Below are 13395 nucleotides of genomic sequence, written 5' to 3'. Positions count from 1 at the left end.
ATATACAAGCTAGGATTGTAGCCGAGTTTTCGACCATTAGAAATAGCCGCTGGACTGATATGTAATCGGTCATCAAAAACGGTATAAGACAGGATAACCGATGGCAACGCCAAAGTTTGCAGAGATTAAACAATACATTCGCGGTCAAATTGAGTCAGGGAGATGGGCTGAGAACAGCCGGGTTCCGTCTGAAAATCAATTAGCTGAATTGTTTAATTGCAGCCGCATGACGGCGCGCCGTGGCGTAACTGAATTAACTGAATCTGGCGTATTAGAACGCTCACAAGGGCTTGGTACTTTTGTGGCTGGGCTTAAATCGCAGTCATCGATGATGGCGATCCGTAACATTGCTGATGAAATTAAAGACCGTGGCCATGGTTACACTGTTCAACAAGTGCAGCTTACTGAAACGACAGCAACGGGCGCGATAGCGATTGCGCTGGGGCTGGAAGAGGGCGGCGCGGTGTTTTTGTCGGTGTTGGTGCATTGCGAGCAAGACACGCCACTGCAATTAGAGGAGCGTTTTGTGAATCCTAAGCTGGTGCCTGAGTACTTGGCGCAAGACTTTAGTCAACAAACCCCGCATGAATACTTATCGATGGTGGCACCGCTGACAGAAGCTAAGCACACCATTGAAGCCAAGTTGGCGGACGCTACCCAGTTGGCGCTATTACACATTGACGCGACAGAGCCTTGCTTACAGATCACTCGTCGCACTTGGTCGCGCCAAGGTGTAGTCAGTTTTGCCCGCTTGGTGCATCCCGGTAGCAGATTTAGATTAGGCGGCCACCTGACATTTAGTTAGCACCCATTTGGTCATAACCACTTTAGTACGAATGAATTAGCGAGAAAAATGACGTTGTCGCAGGTTAAGTCAGCCATGGCAATATCAGCATAAAAAAACAATAAGACAGTAATTAAAAAATAGATAAAAACAAATACAACAAACAAATTGAACGAGGTAGACCCCATGGATAAGAGACACGATCCAAGTCGTCGCATCATTGCGCCGCATGGAACTAAATTGAGCTGTAAAAGCTGGATGACAGAAGCGCCGATGCGCATGCTGATGAACAATTTACATCCAGATGTTGCTGAGCGCCCTGAAGACTTAGTGGTTTACGGCGGCATTGGCCGTGCAGCCCGCGACTGGGAATGTTACGACAAGATCATTGAAGTATTACAGCGTCTTGAAGAAGATGAAACCTTGATGGTGCAATCAGGTAAGCCCGTTGGCGTATTCAAAACCCACAGCAACGCACCACGCGTGATCATCGCTAACTCTAACCTAGTGCCACATTGGGCCAACTGGGAACACTTTAACGAACTGGATAAGAAAGGTTTGGCTATGTACGGCCAGATGACAGCGGGTTCTTGGATCTATATTGGTTCGCAAGGCATTGTGCAAGGCACTTACGAAACGTTTGTGGCAATGGCTAAGCAACACTTTGGCGGTTCATCTGCTGGTAAGTGGATCTTAACCGGTGGTCTTGGTGGTATGGGCGGCGCGCAGCCACTTGCTGGCACCATGGCGGGCTACTCAGTGCTGACCTGTGAAGTCGATGAAACCCGTATTGATTTCCGTCTTCGTACTAAATATGTCGACAAAAAAGCCACTTCACTCGATGAAGCTTTGGCGATGATTGAAGACGCTAACACCAGCGGTAAGCCGGTATCAGTCGGTCTACTCGGTAATGCGGCCGATATTTTTGCCGAGCTAGTTGAGCGTGGTATCACGCCTGATGTGGTGACTGATCAAACGTCAGCACATGATCCGCTCAACGGTTATTTGCCACAAGGCTGGACGCTTGAACAAGCGATAGAAATGCGTAAAACCGATGAAGCTGCCGTGGTTAAAGCGGCTAAGCAATCGATGGCCGTTCAAGTTAGGGCCATGTTAGCGCTACAAGCGGCTGGCGCAGCAACTACCGACTACGGTAACAATATTCGTCAAATGGCATTTGAAGAGGGGGTTGAGAATGCATTCGACTTCCCTGGCTTTGTGCCTGCTTATGTACGACCACTATTTTGTGAAGGCATTGGCCCATTCCGTTGGGTGGCACTTTCTGGTGACCCTGAAGATATCTATAAGACAGACGCCAAAGTTAAAGAGCTTATTCCTGATAACCCACAGCTACACAATTGGTTAGATATGGCGCGCGAGCGTATCGCTTTCCAAGGTCTGCCAGCACGTATTTGTTGGGTCGGCCTTAAAGACCGTGCTCGTTTGGCATTAGCCTTTAACGAAATGGTTAAAAATGGCGAGCTGTCAGCGCCAATCGTTATCGGTCGTGATCACTTAGATTCAGGCTCAGTTGCGAGTCCTAACCGTGAAACAGAATCCATGCTTGATGGTTCTGACGCGGTATCAGATTGGCCACTGATGAACGCACTGCTTAATACTGCTAGTGGCGCCACTTGGGTGTCATTGCACCACGGTGGTGGTGTCGGTATGGGCTTTAGCCAACATTCTGGTGTGGTGATTGTTGCTGATGGCAGCGATGACGCAGCCGTACGCCTAGGCCGCGTTCTTTGGAATGACCCTGCAACAGGTGTGATGCGTCATGCTGATGCTGGATATGAACTCGCTAAAAATTGTGCAAAAGAGCAGAACTTAGATCTGCCGATGCTAGATACAGCCAAGACAGAAGGTAAGTAGAATATGAGCCATTTAGTATTAACGCCGGGTACCCTAACCCTGCCACAAATTCGTCAAATCAGCCGTGGCAAAGTGACCTTAGAACTCGCGTCAAGCGCAATAGCTGACATCAACATCAGCGCTGGTTTGGTACAACAGGTCTTAGATGAAGGCCGTACCGTTTACGGTATCAATACAGGTTTTGGTTTGCTGGCTAACACTAATATTGCCGCCGAAGACCTGCAACTGCTACAGCGCTCGATTGTACTTTCCCATGCGGCAGGTACAGGAAAGCTCATGAGTGATGCGACTGTGCGCTTGATGATGGTATTGAAGATTAACTCACTGAGCCGTGGCTTCTCCGGTATTCGTTTAGAGGTGATCAACTTCCTGATCAAGCTGGTTAACGCTGAAGTATATCCGTGCGTACCTGAAAAAGGCTCTGTTGGTGCGTCGGGTGATTTAGCGCCATTATCTCACATGAGCTTACCTCTGCTTGGTGAAGGTCAGATGCGCTACCAAGGTAAACTTATCTCTGCCATTGAAGCGTTGGGAATCGCCGGGCTAGAGCCAATTGAACTTGCAGCCAAAGAGGGCTTAGCGCTACTCAATGGTACACAAGCTTCAACCGCTTTAGCGCTGGAAGGTCTGTTTAACGCTGAAGATCTGTTTGCTGCCAGCTCAGTGATTGGTGCTATGAGTGTTGAAGCCGCAATGGGCAGTCGTAGTCCGTTTGATGCGCGTATTCATGCTGCTCGTGGCCAGAAAGGCCAGATTGATTCAGCGGCTGTATTCCGTCACTTATTAGCAGATGAATCTGAAATTAGTGTTGATCATCTTAACTGTGAAAAAGTGCAAGATCCTTATTCGCTGCGTTGTCAGCCACAGGTATTGGGTGCATGTTTAACGCAAATTCGCCACGCAGCTGAGGTGTTAGGCACCGAAGCTAACGGTGTAACTGATAACCCATTAGTGTTCCAAGATACCGGTGACATTATCTCAGGCGGTAACTTTCACGCTGAGCCAGTAGCGATGGCAGCCGATAACTTGGCGATTGCAATTGCGGAATTGGGTTCAATTGCTGAACGTCGTATCGCGCTGCTTATCGATCCTAATTTGTCTAAGTTGCCGCCTTTCTTAGTTGAAAATGGCGGGGTAAACTCAGGCTTTATGATTGCGCAGGTAACTGCTGCAGCACTGGCTTCAGAGAACAAGACCTACGCTCACCCAGCCTCAGTCGATAGCTTGCCAACATCTGCTAACCAAGAAGACCATGTGTCTATGGCCACCTTTGCGGCGCGTCGTTTACGTTATATGTCTGAAAATACCCGCGGTGTGTTAGCGATTGAGCTATTGGCATCGGCGCAAGGTTTAGACTTCCGTCGTCCATTACAGCCAAGTGCAGCAGTGGCAAAGGCGAAAGCTGAGATCCGTGAGTTGGTTTCTTATTACGATAAGGACCGTTTCTTCGGCCCCGATATCGAAGCATCAACAAACCTACTGCTGACTGCTAGCTTTAACGCTTACTTGCCAGCAGATATTCTGCCAAGCCTGTAACTGTTTTATCGGCTCGTTAGCCTTAAAATAGCTATAAAGGGACTATCGATTGATAGTCCCTTTTTTTGTATCTACAGACTCGTGCTGAGATGGATCTTTGCCGATGAGTTGCATTGCATCCTTTAGTCTTAAGGCTTATGTCTGTGTTGCTGAAAATCACAATTAGTAATAGCGTAAGGGCAGTAATTGAATGCGTCAGGAGACGGTATGACAAGTCAGTCTTTTCAAGACCAGTACCCAGAAGATCTCAGTCATTGTTATGGCTGTGGTAAAAACAATCCTCATGGTCACCAACTCAAAAGCTATTGGGATGACGATGAAACCATCGCGCACTTTATGCCAAAGCCATTTCACACGGCAATACCGGGTTTTGTTTATGGTGGGCTGATAGCGTCCTTAATCGATTGCCACGGCACAGGCAGTGCCAGCGCCGCGGGTCAACGGGCATTTGGAAGTCGCGATCAAGAGCCGCCTCGGTTTGTCACCGCAGCACTGAATATTGACTATCTCGCACCGACGCCAATGGGTGTGGAGCTAGAGTTGCGTGGTGTTATTCGCGAGATAAAACCGAGAAAAGTGGTGTTAGATATCACACTATCCGCTAACGGAATAGTTTGTGCCGAAGGGCATATGGTGGCAGTGAAGATGCCAGAGAGCATGATGAGTTAAACCGCTTTAGACCTTGATAGTACTTTGGACTGACCAAGTGTGCTCCACTAGCAGGGTTTTACCACTAAAGATCTGACCTACAAGTACATCGTGTGGGTTTATTTTTCCAACGCCTTTTGGCGTGCCTGTCATCAGAATATCGCCATCTTCTAGCGATAAGAAGGTTTTAACCTCGTTTAACAGTGACTCTGGTTTGTGTAACATCAGATCATAATCAGCTGTTTGCACGACTTTGGCATTGATGGTTAGCTGCATCTTTAATTGTGACATCGGTTCAGTGATGGCAACGAATTGACTGAATAATGCTGATTGATCAAATGCTTTAGCTCTTTCCCAAGGCAGGCCTTTTTTCTTTAATGCGGATTGCAGATCCCTTTTGGTTAAATCCAAACCAAAACCCACCGCTACAAAGTTATCAGATTCAATCAGTAAGGATATTTCACCTTCGTAATGAATACTGTCTGTGTCATGAAGATAAAGGTGACTTGAGATAGCGGAATTGGGCTTTAAAAATATAACCGGCTCAGTCGGTACTTCATTATCGAGTTCTTTAATATGCTCGACATAATTTCTGCCAATGCATATGACTTTAGAAGGGGAGTATTGTTTATTTTGAAAACGAACACTATTTCTCATGAGTACGCCTTTTGGTACGTTTATTAATAATAAGCAACATGTTGCTACTCACAACGGTTTCAAGTGCAGTGTTTTTATGTGTAGTTTAAGTACTAAGCTCTACCCACCATGGTGGATTAAGTCGATTTTCGCCTACCCAATCATCTAATTGCTGGTGCTCAAAATATATCACTATGCCACCGCCTTCAGGGCATTCGAAGCGCGCATAGTGGGGGGACCGACTATTTGGGCGAAGCCTAAATCACGATAAAATTGAGTTGATATATCCATATCATTAACTGGCAGTGTTACTCGGTTTAAATTCATTCAATGTCTTTATTTGCTTGAAAAAACGGAGTTACCCCAAGATTTTTATTATCGATACTATAACAAGGTTTATATCACTGATAAAAACTACTCTAGCAAAGGTATATTAAAATAACGAGTTAGTATTATTGCGGTGTGGCATTGAATTATGCGGTAAGCGTTGGACATTTTAACTTCACTTTTGTTGGCCACATGGTTGATGCGCTCAAAGTTGTGGGTATAACTACCTATTGGATAAACACTAAAACGGATACAAAAGATCGAGTCACGTAGACTCGACCTCAAGCGTTGCAACTCGCAATAAGCAATTATGAACATTGATTGCTTAGCTAAGATTCTGAATCGAAATGATGTTTAACCTTTTGCATCATTTTCCCGACGAGTACGATGGTCACCGCACCAATGAGTACGGGAGTCACCAAAAATCCCCAGCTTTGCCCTGACAACATAATGAGTATTGGATTCGCTCCTGCTGGGGGATGGGTTGTTTTAGTGAATAACATGACGCTGACTCCCAACCCCGTCGCTATCGCTAAACTCATTGGCGTTACATCAATGAATTGAAAGAAAAACACTCCAATAAAAGAGGTGATTAGGTGACCTAGTATCACGTTTTTAGGTTGCGCTAGAGGGCTGTCATAAACACCAAAAACAAGTACCGCAGTCGCTCCAAAAGGCGCCATTAGTAGAGCTGTATTGGTTAGCGTTGCATCAAAATACGACAGCAATCCAATCGCGAGTGATGTCCCAAGCCCTGCAATCAGCGCTAAGGTAAATTTGTTCATATTTATTTCCTAAAGCCAAGGAGACAGATGTGTCTACTTGTTAATTGTAGACAAATCTGTCTCCTTTTGTCAATATAGAAACTATTGGAGAGGAATATGAATATTAAACGTCAATTACTAATCGATACCGCTTTAGAGCTTTTTTATGAAAATGGCATTAATTCCATTGGCATTAATGAAGTGCTTAAGGTCTCAGGTATCGCTAAAAAAACCCTGTATCGTCACTTTGAAAGTAAAGACGCTTTAATACTTGCAGCCCTAGAGCAAAGGCATGCAATATTTATGGTGTGGCTAGAGGAGAAACTGCTGGGAGCTGGTTCTAATGACCGTGTAGTAATACAACTGTTTAATGCATTAGAAAGCTGGTTTACCGACTCAGAACCTATGTTGGGGAATTTTCGCGGTTGTTTCTTTATTAATAGTTCCGCTGAGTTTAGTGATCCCAATAGTCATTTATCTCGGTTTTGCCAAAGCCATAAAGCGCAAGTAAGACAGTTGATTACACGGCATGTAAAAGACAGTGATCCTATGCTTGTGGATGCACTATGCATAATGAAAGAGGGCGCCATAACAACTGCTTATGTGACTGGTGACCATACTGTCGCCACTAAATGTATAGATATACTTAAGCGCTTGTAAATTGCCTTGTGAGCTATCCATTACAATTGCTGAAAACAAGGCTGGGTTTCTGGTTGTTGGCTATCTGGTAAAGTTTGACATTTTAAAACTCAGGAGTGGATTAAGCGCCACAACTTTCTAGGCCGAAGGGCCTCAGCTCTAGTTGCTGCAGATAAAATTGTGCAGCCAAAATACTCCAAGCTGATACAAAAAGACCCAGCTGAATTGGCTAGGTCTCTAAAGGGTATTGCTTACACAAAGGGCGAACTACATGCGAGAATCCATCTCTTTCATCTTCAAGCTCATCAGCTGCTTAGCCCACTGGGCTTTATCTATGCCTTCTATCCAGAACACACGGCTTTCTCGAGTTTGGCCTTTACGTAAATAAGAGTCAGGCATTCTAAATACTGCTTGCCATACATTGACCGTTTCTTTCTTAATGAGTGCACCAGAATCGGCAAATAAGCTGATCTCTAATTCGATCATCACATAATGCTCTGTGCTATTGCTCGATAGCTCGAAGGTCAAGCCAAGGCGGCCATCATCGTCCCACTGCTCATTAAAAAAGCTAACTTTTACGCCACTTTTACCCGTTGATTTAAGCAGGGATGCTTGAGCTATCGCATTTGAAGTCAGGTTGTCGGCATTGGCAGGTAATGTGGTCGGCACTGCTGGTGCTGTGTTAGCTACTGTGCTGGCGTCGGTTGCGACAGCGGCAGAAGTTGCTGCGATGGTGGCTGGTAGAGTGACTGCGGTTACAGTGCTGTCTTGAGTCTGACTTTCTAGGATCACATATTCCCAGGTAAAATCATCGTTGAGTTTGACTGTTGCGCCATTCTCTAGTGTGACTCGCCCGACTTCGTCTGCAAGTGCTGGTAAAGCAAAGACTAATAAGACGACAGAAGCGAAGGTTCGCAGAGTGTTATACATGACAATTTACCTGATAAAGGAGATTGTTCTAGCATAGTCAAACTGCAGATAAATTAATACTGACAAGATCAAAAATTCTCGCTTTAAGCTATCAGCCAAACTACATACTGTAACCAATGCTGAATACGGCAGATTCAGTGGCCGAATTATAACCAGCGCCTAAAGACAGGTGCTTACCCACTACATAGCGTAAGCCTATCTCAGCTCCCCAAGTGGTATCTTTGTCAGTTTCCCAAACGGGCTTACCGCCGACAATCAAGGGCACGATATTATTGGTATAGGTATACTCGCTGGAATAAGCGGCGGCGCCGCCATATAAGCTTAACTTAGGCAGCAAGGTATAGCTGAGACCAAAGCGCCACTGGGTATCTTTGGTGTGGGCTTCGCCAGGCTCTTCTACAATGACATCAGTCTCTTTGCTCCGCGCATAGCCAATGTAATAGCCCCAGTTGGCATAATCAGTGTCGTAATGGCTTGGTGCAATGGTGATGCCATACATGTCAGACGTCGCGGGTATGTAGTCTAGCGTAAGGGCGATGACAGGCTTAGGTAAGATGAGTTCATCAAAACTGAAGTCATTAGCACTAACTTGAGTGCTCATTAAAGCCAAAAGGCTGACAATTAGATATTTGGTCATGGTCTTCTCATTTGGCTATCAGGTAATAGAAAATGGATTGTTGTGAATCTTTAGATTACAGTCAACTCACAATGCTCAAATAGCTGTTAAAATTGATATTTGTAACGCTGTTGTTTGTTATTTGATTCTAGGGTGTTGGCTTTTTTTTATAAGATTGATGAGTTACTTTTTGTCTACTCACTATTTGGAGATTTAGATTTTGGATCAGGAATTACGAGCAACTATTACGCAATGGTTAGCCAGTGCTGGTATCGACAGCCAGCCTGCAGATGGGGTTTCAACTAGCATTTTGGTTGTAGCCTGTTTCATTGTGGCATTTATTGGCTACATTGTTGTTAAGCGGGGTGTCGTTAGCACGATGAACATGGTTATCCAGCGTTCTCGTGTCACTTGGGACGACATCTTCATGCGTTATCGCGTACTGGAGAAAATAGCCAAACTGGTGCCTGCGCTGATCCTCAATATTATTCTGCCGCTAGCGTTGACCGAACATGCTGTATTGGCGAGTTTGGCGGACAGATTGTTAGATGTCACTATCGTTATTTTGTTTGTGCGAGCAGTGTATAGCGGACTTGATGCCGCCAATGAAATTGCAGATGTAAACTTGGTCAGCCGCCGATTACCCATCAAAAGCTTTGTGCAGTTGTTTAAGTTATTCATGTTTTTCGTCGCCATTATCATCTCTGTTTCAGTGCTTGCTGACCAATCGCCAGTCTACTTTCTCAGTGGTTTAGGTGTCGCAACGGGTTTGGTGATGTTGGTCTTTAGGGACACCATATTGGGTTTTGTGGCCGGAATTCAGTTGGCCGCCAATAGAATGGTGAGCCCAACAGATTGGATCCAAATGGACAAGTATGGCGCCGACGGTGCGGTAGAAGAGGTGTCGCTGACCACGGTTAAAGTGCGAAATTGGGATCAGACGATTACCATGATCCCAGCTTATGCTTTGGTGTCTGATGCCTTTAAAAATTGGCGCGGAATGTCTGAATCAGGTGGTCGCAGAATCAAGCGTTCGGTGCAAATAGATATCTGTTCAATCGGTTTTTTAACCGAAGACGATAAACAACGCTTAGCTAAGATTAATCACCTTAAGTCTTATTTCACTGCTAAATCGCAGGAGATCGCTACATTTAACGCTCAAGTTGTTGATGCCGACATGCCCGTGAATAGTCGTCACCTAACCAACATCGGCACGTTCAGAGCTTACATGTTGTCCTACTTGAAACAGCATGAGCAAATACATAAAGACATGACATTGATGGTTCGTCAGCTTGCGCCGACATCATCGGGTGTCCCTATTGAGCTATATATTTTCACCAACGATACTCGGTGGACAGTGTATGAAGACATTCAGGCTGATATCTTTGACCATGTGTTCGCCATATTGCCGGAGTTTGGTTTAAGGGTTTACCAAGGGCCAACAGGCGCAGATGTTCGCAGCTTGCAAAGCCACTAAACCGAACTGAGAAGTTAATTTAAAGAAAAAAGGCACGTATTTACGTGCCTTTTCGATGGGCTATTTTTAAACTGAGCTCGGGTTTACGATCACATTGATGCCGTCGTTAAACTAAATGTCGACCCCCATCAATCTTGAGCACTTGTCCCGTCACATACTGACTCTGCAACAAGTAAGTCACCGCATTTAAAATCTCACTCTCGCCACCCTCTTTCTGTAGCAGTGATTTTTTGAGGGCTTTTTGCTTGTACTGCTCATCGTCATCGGGGTTAAACATCAGCATGGCGGGCGCAATACTGTTGACCTTAACACTAGGCGCTAACTTAGCGGCAAACGATAAGGTTAAGTTGTGCAGTGCTGCTTTACTGGCGGCATAAGCGGCATGCTTCTTACTGCCTTTTTCAGCGACATAATCGGTAATGTGAATAATATCAGCAGCGCCTCCGGTGTAGGCATTGAGCTGCTCTGTCAGGGCAAGGTTGATAGCATAAGGCACGCTGACATGAATACGCATCATCTTGTCGATAATGGATATGGCAGAGGCTGCATCACCGTCTGGTAACCAATCGGATGCATTATGGATAATGGCTCTGATTGCAGGTTGCTGTTTTAGCGTGACCAGTAGCTCATCAAGTTGTGATGCATCTTCAAAGTCACATCGATGCAGCTCGACACCTAAGGTTTCAAGCTCTTGCAGTTGCGGGTATTGGCTACGATAGGTGCCAATCACCTTGTGTCCTAGCTGGGCTAAATGTTTAGCAAGATAAAAGCCGATACGCTTACCGACTCCCGTAATTAAAATGGGGGCTGTCATTATACCACTTCCGTTAATCTAATTCCTTTAGGGCTTGATAGCCGAGGTGCTGATTTTATTTATCTTAAAAACTCTGCACGGGTTGAAGCATTCGATTTAAAGTTTCCACCCAGTGCTGTCGTTTGAGTTTTAGATTGAGTATCCATAACCCCTCTGGACTTTACGCAGTAGTGCGTGGCGTCAATGCTCACCGCTACATTATCGGTCGCCAGTAATGTTTGCAGTGCGACTAAAATTTGCTTGGTTAAGCGCTCCTGCACCTGAGGGCGTTGAGCAAAAAATCGCACAATGCGGTTGATCTTCGATAAACCGATAATGGTGTTATTGGGTATGTAGGCGACTTTTGCGAGCCCATCGATGGTGACAAAGTGGTGCTCGCAGGTGCTGACCACGCTGATATCGGTGATCCGTACCATTTCATCGATAGCCATTTTATTTTCAATTTGGGCAATTTTGGGGAAATTTGCATAATCTAAGCCTGCAAATATTTCGTTTACATACATCTTGGCAATACGATGCGGAGTTTCTTGCAAACTGTCATCGCTAAGATCGAGCCCTAGGGTGGATACGACTTCAGTCATTAAGCCTTTAATACGTTCATATTTTTGCTCGGCGGTCATATCCGAGGGCGTTAATGGCGTTTCGAGCCCTTGGGCAATGAGTGCTTCTCTCACTTGTTCAGCCTGTGATACATCCATAGTTGACTCCTGCTGTGAATGAATAATTTGGCAATTGGGCATTAGGATTTACGGTACTCGAGTGACAATGAAACAGAGTCTGCAAATCTTAATGCATGGGGTTTATCAATCGTCACACGGGCATATTGCACCCATGGATGTTGACTACTGATGTCGAGTACGTCAGACACGAGCTTTTCTAACAGTAGGAATCGTCCCTCTTCCACATGTTGGATAACCGCTTTGGTCACTTTCTTGTAGTTGAGCGCTTCGTCTACATTATCTTCTCGAATCGCATTGCTTGCGGGGTAGTGGATTTCAATGTTAATCACCACGTCCTGCATCTTCTCGCGCTCTTCGATATTGAAGCCGATGTAGGTGCGCAGGCGTAAATTGGTCACTTTTATAATGGCATTGCTGGTCGTCATTTAGAGTCCTTTTAAATGGATACTGATGGTATTCAGTATCTGTTCATTCAGTGGAAATTTAAAGCACTGAAAGCAAAAAGCTAATAGTTATTCTCGGCTAAGGCATCCATCCAGTCGTATATCGAACGTTAGCTTCCTTAGCTACGGGCTTTCAAACTCACGCGAGGCCAAAAGTACAATTATAGGCAAGAATACGGATAATCCCGCGATTAAGATCAACTCTTAACGACTCATTTACATCAAGCAGAGATCTAAAAGTCAACTGACATCGTACAGATTAGTCATGTTTAGCGCTGAAGATGAGTCCGCTATGGGGAAAAATGAACGTGTTTGGCTAGGACTGGGTTATGCCGGGCTGTTGCCTTTTATCTTATCCACATTAATGGTTTGGCTGGGTTGGCAGCTGCCGTGGTTTAGTGCCCATTTTGCGTTTATTAGCTACAGCGCGATTATCCTTAGCTTTATTTCCGGCACTCTTTGGGGCCGTGCGCTAGCCCTATCGACGAGTGGCACCATAGGTCGATTACTGATCCTCAGTAATCTTTATTCAATACTCGCTTGGGTCGCTTTATTACTCAATCAAGAGGTCATCAGTCTGGCAATTCTGTCGGTAGGTTATTTAAGTTTGCTTGCGGTTGAGAAAAAATCGCAAGCGCTATGCCTTAATGATGACTATCTCTCGATGAGACATCGCCTAACGTTGGTGGCTGTGAGTATGCATTTACTGATGTTGATCCATCAGTTGTTTGGAGGTTTGCAATGAAACTACGTATTTTTTATGACTCACTTTGTCCGCTTTGTGACGCTGAAATGCAGCATATAAAAGCCCGAGATATTGGCGATGATATAGAGCTACAAGATCTTAATCAGAGTGATTTCGCGAGTAAATTTCCAGAGATTGATTTCACTGTTGCTAACCGCATACTGCATGCCCAACGTCCAGATGGTTCAATTATTACCGGGCTTGATGTTACTTACGAAGCTTGGACAGTGGTCGGCAAAGAGAGGTGGGTTTCATTGTTGCGCTGCTCATTAGTGAAACCATTCTCCGATAAAGGTTATCTATTTTTTGCTAAGCATCGCTACCGTATCTCTTACCTGTTAACCGGTAAGAAGCGTTGCGAAAGTGGTACTTGTTCCCGCTAGCGTGAGTGGTTTACACGATTCATCTCGATTCAACTAGAATTAATTTTGACCACAATGCAATCAATCCCATGACTCAATCGTTATAGGGTTGAATGTGT

The 13395-nt window shown here is 45.1% G+C and carries 15 protein-coding genes and 1 pseudogene; 8 read left to right on the top strand and 8 right to left on the bottom strand.

From position 1 onward, the window contains the following. The first annotated feature begins 100 nt into the window (after window positions 1-100). The 4 genes from hutC (at window position 101) to CXF86_RS11475 (ending at window position 4864) form a co-directional block, all read left to right on the top strand. Window positions 101-805 carry a histidine utilization repressor gene (gene hutC / locus CXF86_RS11490; RefSeq protein ID WP_102039037.1) on the top strand — a complete coding sequence of 235 codons (705 nt, stop codon included), beginning with the start codon at window positions 101-103 and terminating at the stop codon, window positions 803-805. Between the two features lie 165 nt (window positions 806-970). Further along, window positions 971-2659: a urocanate hydratase gene (hutU, locus tag CXF86_RS11485; protein WP_101091968.1), complete on the top strand. Its 1689-nt coding sequence runs from the start codon at window positions 971-973 to the stop codon at window positions 2657-2659. A 3-nt stretch (window positions 2660-2662) separates the two neighbouring features. Continuing rightward, a complete protein-coding gene (gene hutH / locus CXF86_RS11480; protein WP_102039036.1) occupies window positions 2663-4195 on the top strand; it encodes a histidine ammonia-lyase in 1533 nt (510 codons plus the stop codon). Window positions 4196-4402: 207 nt separating this feature from the next. Next, entirely contained in the window at window positions 4403-4864 is a 462-nt protein-coding gene (locus CXF86_RS11475; RefSeq protein ID WP_101091966.1) for a PaaI family thioesterase, read from the top strand. A 6-nt stretch (window positions 4865-4870) separates the two neighbouring features. Here CXF86_RS11475 and CXF86_RS11470 read toward each other — a convergent pair whose 3' ends face one another. The 3 genes and pseudogenes from CXF86_RS11470 to CXF86_RS11460 form a co-directional block, all read right to left on the bottom strand. Continuing rightward, entirely contained in the window at window positions 4871-5500 is a 630-nt protein-coding gene (locus CXF86_RS11470) for a fumarylacetoacetate hydrolase family protein (protein WP_102039035.1), read from the bottom strand. 85 nt (window positions 5501-5585) lie between these two features. Continuing rightward, window positions 5586-5806, bottom strand: a pseudogene (locus CXF86_RS23070) (VOC family protein). Window positions 5807-6135: 329 nt separating this feature from the next. Continuing rightward, window positions 6136-6591: an HPP family protein gene (locus CXF86_RS11460; RefSeq protein ID WP_102039034.1), complete on the bottom strand. Its 456-nt coding sequence runs from the start codon at window positions 6589-6591 to the stop codon at window positions 6136-6138. Between the two features lie 96 nt (window positions 6592-6687). On the opposite strand from CXF86_RS11460, the gene CXF86_RS11455 reads away from it, so the two are divergent. Beyond that, window positions 6688-7230, top strand: a complete 543-nt coding sequence (locus CXF86_RS11455; protein ID WP_102039033.1) for a TetR/AcrR family transcriptional regulator — start codon at window positions 6688-6690, stop codon at window positions 7228-7230. 246 nt (window positions 7231-7476) lie between these two features. Here the strand turns inward: CXF86_RS11455 and CXF86_RS11450 are convergent, their stop codons facing one another. Both CXF86_RS11450 and CXF86_RS11445 read right to left on the bottom strand, forming a co-directional pair. Beyond that, on the bottom strand, window positions 7477-8139 hold the full coding sequence (locus CXF86_RS11450) for a DUF3157 family protein (protein WP_102039032.1): 663 nt from the start codon (window positions 8137-8139) through the stop codon (window positions 7477-7479). Between the two features lie 100 nt (window positions 8140-8239). After that, the gene (locus tag CXF86_RS11445) at window positions 8240-8776 is read right to left on the bottom strand and encodes an outer membrane beta-barrel protein (protein WP_102039031.1); all 537 of its coding nucleotides are present in this window, start codon (window positions 8774-8776) and stop codon (window positions 8240-8242) included. Window positions 8777-8975: 199 nt separating this feature from the next. Here CXF86_RS11445 and CXF86_RS11440 point away from each other — a divergent pair, with 199 nt between their 5' ends. Further along, window positions 8976-10232 (top strand): mechanosensitive ion channel family protein, encoded by a 1257-nt coding sequence (locus CXF86_RS11440; protein ID WP_101091960.1) that lies wholly within the window; start codon window positions 8976-8978, stop codon window positions 10230-10232. 106 nt (window positions 10233-10338) lie between these two features. Here the strand turns inward: CXF86_RS11440 and folM are convergent, their stop codons facing one another. The 3 genes from folM to folX are packed head-to-tail and all read right to left on the bottom strand — an operon-like array spanning window position 10339 to window position 12151. After that, a complete protein-coding gene (gene folM, locus CXF86_RS11435) occupies window positions 10339-11046 on the bottom strand; it encodes a dihydromonapterin reductase (protein WP_102039030.1) in 708 nt (235 codons plus the stop codon). Between the two features lie 59 nt (window positions 11047-11105). Further along, window positions 11106-11744 (bottom strand): GTP cyclohydrolase I FolE, encoded by a 639-nt coding sequence (gene folE, locus CXF86_RS11430; RefSeq protein ID WP_101091958.1) that lies wholly within the window; start codon window positions 11742-11744, stop codon window positions 11106-11108. Window positions 11745-11785: 41 nt separating this feature from the next. Beyond that, window positions 11786-12151, bottom strand: a complete 366-nt coding sequence (gene folX, locus CXF86_RS11425) for a dihydroneopterin triphosphate 2'-epimerase (RefSeq protein WP_101091957.1) — start codon at window positions 12149-12151, stop codon at window positions 11786-11788. A gap of 283 nt (window positions 12152-12434) precedes the next feature. Between folX and CXF86_RS11420 the strand changes: the two genes are divergently transcribed. Next, window positions 12435-12914: a DUF3429 domain-containing protein gene (locus tag CXF86_RS11420; RefSeq protein WP_101091956.1), complete on the top strand. Its 480-nt coding sequence runs from the start codon at window positions 12435-12437 to the stop codon at window positions 12912-12914. Then, window positions 12911-13297, top strand: coding sequence for a thiol-disulfide oxidoreductase DCC family protein (locus CXF86_RS11415; RefSeq protein ID WP_102039029.1), 387 nt, complete (start codon window positions 12911-12913; stop codon window positions 13295-13297). Before CXF86_RS11420 ends, CXF86_RS11415 begins: the two co-directional genes overlap by 4 nt. The last annotated feature ends 98 nt before the right edge of the window (window positions 13298-13395 follow it).

The organism is Shewanella sp. GutCb (assembly GCF_002836135.1).
Classification (GTDB): Bacteria; Pseudomonadota; Gammaproteobacteria; order Enterobacterales; family Shewanellaceae; genus Shewanella.
The sequence above is the reverse complement of the archived record's forward strand: the minus strand, read 5'-3'. Positions and strand labels throughout refer to the sequence as shown.

What these genes read in the sequence shown, in the direction of transcription:
- hutC (WP_102039037.1), top strand. Translation starts at nt 101, where the DNA reads ATGGCAACGCCAAAGTTTGCAGAGATTAAACAATACATTCGCGGTCAA.
- hutU (WP_101091968.1), top strand. Translation starts at nt 971, where the DNA reads ATGGATAAGAGACACGATCCAAGTCGTCGCATCATTGCGCCGCATGGA.
- hutH (WP_102039036.1), top strand. Translation starts at nt 2,663, where the DNA reads ATGAGCCATTTAGTATTAACGCCGGGTACCCTAACCCTGCCACAAATT.
- CXF86_RS11475 (WP_101091966.1), top strand. Translation starts at nt 4,403, where the DNA reads ATGACAAGTCAGTCTTTTCAAGACCAGTACCCAGAAGATCTCAGTCAT.
- CXF86_RS11470 (WP_102039035.1), bottom strand. Translation starts at nt 5,500, where the DNA reads ATGAGAAATAGTGTTCGTTTTCAAAATAAACAATACTCCCCTTCTAAA.
- CXF86_RS11460 (WP_102039034.1), bottom strand. Translation starts at nt 6,591, where the DNA reads ATGAACAAATTTACCTTAGCGCTGATTGCAGGGCTTGGGACATCACTC.
- CXF86_RS11455 (WP_102039033.1), top strand. Translation starts at nt 6,688, where the DNA reads ATGAATATTAAACGTCAATTACTAATCGATACCGCTTTAGAGCTTTTT.
- CXF86_RS11450 (WP_102039032.1), bottom strand. Translation starts at nt 8,139, where the DNA reads ATGTATAACACTCTGCGAACCTTCGCTTCTGTCGTCTTATTAGTCTTT.
- CXF86_RS11445 (WP_102039031.1), bottom strand. Translation starts at nt 8,776, where the DNA reads ATGACCAAATATCTAATTGTCAGCCTTTTGGCTTTAATGAGCACTCAA.
- folM (WP_102039030.1), bottom strand. Translation starts at nt 11,046, where the DNA reads ATGACAGCCCCCATTTTAATTACGGGAGTCGGTAAGCGTATCGGCTTT.
- folE (WP_101091958.1), bottom strand. Translation starts at nt 11,744, where the DNA reads ATGGATGTATCACAGGCTGAACAAGTGAGAGAAGCACTCATTGCCCAA.
- folX (WP_101091957.1), bottom strand. Translation starts at nt 12,151, where the DNA reads ATGACGACCAGCAATGCCATTATAAAAGTGACCAATTTACGCCTGCGC.
- CXF86_RS11420 (WP_101091956.1), top strand. Translation starts at nt 12,435, where the DNA reads ATGTTTAGCGCTGAAGATGAGTCCGCTATGGGGAAAAATGAACGTGTT.
- CXF86_RS11415 (WP_102039029.1), top strand. Translation starts at nt 12,911, where the DNA reads ATGAAACTACGTATTTTTTATGACTCACTTTGTCCGCTTTGTGACGCT.